Origin of the sequence: Streptomyces bohaiensis (assembly GCF_012033785.1) — a bacterium.
GTDB lineage: Bacteria > Actinomycetota > Actinomycetes > Streptomycetales > Streptomycetaceae > Streptomyces > Streptomyces bohaiensis.
Genome location: NZ_JAAVJC010000368.1, coordinates 1 through 3685, shown reverse-complemented (window position 1 = coordinate 3685; position 3685 = coordinate 1). Strand labels below are relative to the sequence as shown.

Here is a 3685-nt window from a genome sequence, read left to right as displayed (position 1 = left end):
GCCGCCGCCGGCCGCCCCGCGCCGGCCGCCGCCGAGAACGCCGACCTCGTGGAACGCACCGCCGAGTCGGTCCGGCGGGTCGCCGGGTTCCTCGCCGCCCGGCGCGACCGCCCCGAACCGCCCCCCGGCACCGACGGGTTCCTCGACGCCGAACAGGCGCTGCTCCTGGGCCACCTGCGCCACCCCGCCCCCAAGAGCCGGGACGGCATCTCCGATTCCGACTGCGCGCGGTGGTCCCCCGAGACCCGCGGTGCCTTCCCGCTGCACTGGTTCGCCGCCGACCCCTCGGTCGTCTCCCACGACGCCGTCGCCGGCGCCCCCTCCCTCGGCGGCCTGGACACCCCGCGGCTGCTGGCGCAGCTCGCCGGGTTCGACCCCGGCGGCGGCCGGGTGCTCGTCCCCGCCCACCCCTGGCAGGCCGCCGACCTGCTGAACCGGCCCCGGATCGCCGCGCTGGTCGCCGACGGCCTCCTCGAACCCCTCGGCCCCGCCGGCGCCCCCTGGTTCCCCACCTCCAGCGTCCGCACCCTCTACCGGCCCGGCGCCCCCGTCATGCTGAAGCTGTCGCTGGGACTGCGGCTGACCAACTCCCGCCGGGAGTCCACCCGCACCGAACTGCTCCGCGGCGTCGAGGTCAACCACCTGCTCGACCTCGGCCACGCGGACGCCACCTTCGCCGCCCATCCGGGCTTCACCGTCACCCGCGACCCCGCCTGGCTCGCCGTCGACATGCCCGCCGCACCCGACGGCCCGGCCACGACCGGGCTGGACGTCTCCGTGCGGGAGGTCCCCGCCGACGTGGACCGGCTGCGCTGCCTCGCCGGCCTGGTCGCACCCCGCCCCGGCGCCGGCCCCAGCCGGCTTGCCGCTCTCGTCGCCGCGCTCGGTCCGGGCGCGGCCCCCCGCTGGGTCGCCGACTACACCGACCGGGTCCTCGTCCCGATGCTCCACCTCCACGCCGCCACCGGCATCGGCCTGGAGGCGCACCAGCAGAACACCCTGGTCCGCCTCGACGCCTCGGGGCGCGTCACCGGAGCCGCCTTCCGCGACAACCAGGGCTACTACCTGGCCGCCTCCCACCTCCCGGCGGTGCTGCGCCGGTTGCGGCGGGAGACCTCCACCCTCGCCGTGGTGGACGACGCCCTCGTCGACGACCGCCTCTCCTACTACCTGCTGCGCAACCAGGCGTTCGCCGTCGTCGGCGCGCTGGCCGTGGACGGCCTCGCCACCGAGGAGGAGCTGCTCGCCACCATGGCCGCGCGGCTGCGGGCCGCCCTCCCCGCTCTGGCCGCCGCGGGCCCGGACGGCGACCGGCTCGCCGCCCGCTGGCTCAGCGCGGGGAGCCTGCCGCTCAAGGCCAACCTGCTGACCCGCCTCCACGGGATCGACGAGGTGCTGGCGCCGCTCGACTCCCAGTCGGTCTACCTCGACGCGCCCAACCCGCTGAGCGCCGCCGGCGGGGCGGGGGAGCGCCGATGAGCCGGCCGACCGCGCACCGGGAGTCCGCCGCCCCCCGGCCGGCAGCCGCCGTCCCGGCGCCGCCCCTGCCGCGGCTCGCCGCTCCATGGACGCTGCGCCCCGCCGACCCGGCCGGCACCGACCCCGACACCCTCGCCTGCTGGATGGCGCAGCCGCACGTCGAGGCGTTCTGGCACCAGGCATGGCCCCGGGACCGCTGGGCCGGTGAACTCGCCGACCAGCGGGCCGGCGACCACAGCCTGCCCTGCCTGGTCGCCGAGGACGGCCGGGACCTGGCCTACGTGGAGATCTACCGCGTCGACCGCGACCGGCTCGCCGGCCGCTACCCGCACGACCCCCGCGACCTGGGGGTGCACATCGCCCTCGGCGACACCGGCGACACCGGCCGCGGGGTCGGCCGCCGGCTCCTCGGCGCGCTCGCCACCGCGCTGCTCGCCGCGGACCCCGGCTGCCGCCGCGTGGTGGCCGAACCCGACCTCCGCAACGCGCCCTCCCTGCGCGCCTTCACCGCCGCCGGCTACCGCCGCTGCGGCGAGGTGTTCCTGCCGGAGAAGACCGCCGCCCTGCTCGTCCACCCGCGCAGCGACAAGGACCTGCCCCGATGAGCCGACCCAGCCCCGGAACCCCCGCGACCCCCGAGCCCGCCGCCGCGCCCGGACCCGGCGCCGTCCACGACGTGATCGCCGTCGGCTGCGGGCCGTTCAACCTCGGCCTCGCCGCCCTGGCCTCCACCGTCGACGGCCTCGACCTCGTCGTCCTGGAGGAGACGGCGGAGCTGCACTGGCACCGCGGCATGATGTTCGACGAGGCGTCGATGCAGGTGAACTTCCTCGCCGACCTGGTGACGCTGGTCGCCCCCACCCATTCGCTGTCGTTCCTCGCCTACCTCCACGACCGCGACCGGCTGTACCCCTTCACCGTGCGGGAGAACTTCTTCCCGAGCCGCGTCGAGTACGAGGACTACCTGCGGTGGGCTGCCGCCCGCCTGCCGTCGGTCCGGTTCTCCCACCGGGTGATCGCCGTCCGCCGGGACCCGGCGTCGGGACTGTTCACCGCCGAGGTCGAACGGGCCGACGGCGCCCGGCTCCGGCTCGCCGCCCGCCACCTCGTCGTGGGCACCGGCACCGCACCCCACCTGCCCGACGCCCTCGCGACGCTGCCGGCGGACCGCCTGCTGCACACCGCCGACTTCCTGCACCGCGGCGAGGACGTCGACGCGGCCTCCCACGTCACCGTCGTCGGCTCCGGCCAGTCCGGCGCCGAGGTCGTCATCGACCTGCTGGAGCGGAACCTGGCCGGCGGGCCGGCCGTCTCCTGGCTCTCCCGGACGCCCTCCTTCGCGCCGCTGGACTACACCAAGCTGGTGCTGGAGATGACCACCCCGGAGTACATGCACTACTTCCACGGCCTGCCGGAGGCCACCCGCGACCGGCTGCTCGCCGAACAATGGCAGCTCTACAAGGGCGTCTCCACCGACACCCTGGCCGCCGTCCACGAACTGCTCTACCGCAGGCAGCTCCGCCACGGGCTGCGCCCCGTCGAGCTGCGGCCCGGCATCACCGTCCTCACCGCCGGCCCCGCGGGCGGAGCCGGCGGCACGGTCCTCCGCTGCCGCCACCGCGACACCGGACGCACCTTCGACCACCGCACCGACCTCGTCGTCGCCGCCACCGGCTACCGCGCCCGCACCCCGGGGTTCCTCGCCGCGCTCGACCCGCTGATCCGCCGCGACGCCGCCGGGCGGCCGGTCGTCCGCGCGGACCACTCCGTCGACCTCGACCTCCACGCCGGGGCGGGCTCCGCCACCGGCGGAGGGAGGCTGTTCCTCGCGGGAACCGAACTCCACAGCCACGGCGCCTCCGCCCCCAACCTCGACATCGGTGCCATCCGCAATGCCGCCATCCTCAACGCCGTCACCGGCAGAGAGGTCTACCGGCTGCCCAAGGCCACCGCCTTCACCGCGTTCGGGCCGCCGCCCGCGACGGACACCGCCCCGGTCGACGGGCGGCACCACGGCGGCTGACCACCGGCCCCGGCGGTCCGTGCCCGCCACCGCCCGCCGTGTCCCCGCCGCCGCCGGCAGTGGGAACACGGCGGGCGGCGACGTTTGGCCGCGGTCGGTCCGGCAAGGCGACCGGTCGGCCGCCGTTCGGAGCTCGCCACGGCGGAGCCGCCCCCGGCACCGGTGCGGCGGGTCCCTTCCTGG

Annotated in this window: 3 protein-coding genes; all 3 read left to right on the top strand. The window is 76.9% G+C overall.

Annotated features, from left to right (window positions below):
• The coding region (locus HCN52_RS22690) for an IucA/IucC family protein (protein ID WP_168090307.1) at positions 1–1479 on the top strand (1479 nt) is incomplete at its 5' end.
• Complete coding sequence (locus HCN52_RS22685; protein WP_168090306.1) at positions 1476–2084, top strand: GNAT family N-acetyltransferase; 609 nt, start codon at positions 1476–1478, stop codon at positions 2082–2084. The genes HCN52_RS22690 and HCN52_RS22685, both read left to right, overlap by 4 nt.
• On the top strand, positions 2081–3502 hold the full coding sequence (locus HCN52_RS22680) for a lysine N(6)-hydroxylase/L-ornithine N(5)-oxygenase family protein (protein WP_168090305.1): 1422 nt from the start codon (positions 2081–2083) through the stop codon (positions 3500–3502). The genes HCN52_RS22685 and HCN52_RS22680 overlap by 4 nt, the downstream gene beginning before the upstream one ends.
• The last annotated feature ends 183 nt before the right edge of the window (positions 3503–3685 follow it).